Source organism: Paraburkholderia sediminicola (assembly GCF_046026895.1).
GTDB lineage: Bacteria > Pseudomonadota > Gammaproteobacteria > Burkholderiales > Burkholderiaceae > Paraburkholderia > Paraburkholderia sediminicola_C.
This window is the reverse complement of the sequence record NZ_JAQQEU010000249.1, coordinates 1-842: the sequence shown is the minus strand read 5'-3', so window position 1 is coordinate 842 and position 842 is coordinate 1. Positions and strand designations below refer to the sequence as shown.

General features: G+C 57.0%; 1 protein-coding gene. It reads left to right on the top strand.

All coding sequences use genetic code 11. From position 1 onward, the window contains the following. The first annotated feature begins 291 nt into the window (after positions 1 to 291). Positions 292 to 501, top strand: a complete 210-nt coding sequence (locus tag PQR02_RS40575; RefSeq protein ID WP_408243412.1) for a hypothetical protein — start codon at positions 292 to 294, stop codon at positions 499 to 501. Positions 502 to 842 lie beyond the last annotated feature (341 nt).

Below are 842 nucleotides of genomic sequence, written 5' to 3'. Positions count from 1 at the left end.
GGTTCAATCGCCGTGAGCGGTTACGTTGATACGCCGGCAATGGAAAACCATTCCTTTCTCCATCAAGGAGTACCGCACTTTCGACGAAAGCGCAGCCGCCGGAAACGGTGCTAAAGGGAGGAACACGATGTTGAAGGTTGAACCCAATACGACTTCGGACATCCTGTCAGAGAATGGCTCCCGCCATACGTCTATTGTCCCCCACTGCTTCAGGCCATCATCCGTCGCCGCATCGCCCGGTGATGGCGCGACCCAGGGTGCGCTCCACCGTCTGGCAACAGGAGGTCCAAAATGAAAGTAGAAGCCGCCATGTTTGTGCGACTGCGCCGTCTCGCTCCGGTTCTCGATGACATGCTCAGCGCAGGCGAGGTCGAGCATGCAGACCAGGCCGTAGACCTCGCTTCGCTTGCACAGCTCTGCTCACAGTTGTTCGACGCGTACCACGACCAGCACCCGGTCGAGATTGCCCAAGCGCGCGATGACGCCCTTGAGTCGCAGTAACACACGCTACCTGTGGGCTGGCTAGCGGCTCGATGCACGTGCTTAAAGTCGCTCGGCACGGCTTAGTGACCGTCGCTCCAATCTTGCCGACATCTAGCGGTACCCCATTAGTGCGGAAAGTAATTTACAAGCTCCTCGCGGACTATGTCGAAGTAGACGCCTGGCTGCTCACTCAAGCTTTAGCGCCACTTGCCAAAGCGTTGCGTTCGAACGTGCTCGCCAAAGGCGTAGAACGTAACTCTTCGCCGAACGTCTGACAGGTAGCCGAAATCACTTCGGCGAGATTATCCCCAAAGATGTCCTCCGACCGCATCTCAGGTACTTTGAGGATTGAAGTCTTC

Excerpts from the sequence above, each read along its gene's own strand:
- PQR02_RS40575 (WP_408243412.1), top strand. The coding sequence starts at position 292 with ATGAAAGTAGAAGCCGCCATGTTTGTGCGACTGCGCCGTCTCGCTCCG.